The following is a 255-nucleotide window of genomic DNA, read 5'->3' as shown; positions in this document are numbered from 1 at the left end:
GACAGTGCCGGTACGACCAGCGGGTCCTTCGATATCAACGGAACCAACTACCAGCAAAAACTGGTCGGCAACTTCGGCACGTTGTATCTGGCTAACAGCGGCGCCTATGAGTACGTCCCCAACGACAACGCCATCGAGGCGCTCAAGGAAGACAACAGCGAAAGCTTCACGCTCAAGGTGACCGACGGCTCAGGCGCGACCGATACCAAGACCCTGACCATCAGCCTGACCGGCGCCAACGACACGCCCGAGCTC

At 59.6% G+C, this 255-nt stretch carries 1 protein-coding gene; it reads left to right on the top strand.

Annotated features, from left to right (window positions below):
* Window positions 1–255 (top strand): VCBS domain-containing protein (locus tag J5M67_RS29005; protein WP_207888745.1); only part of this gene is annotated, 255 nt, incomplete at both ends.

It is taken from the genome of Pseudomonas sp. 30_B (assembly GCF_017491605.1).
Classification (GTDB): domain Bacteria; phylum Pseudomonadota; class Gammaproteobacteria; order Pseudomonadales; family Pseudomonadaceae; genus Pseudomonas.
This window is presented reverse-complemented; position numbering and strand designations above follow the sequence as displayed.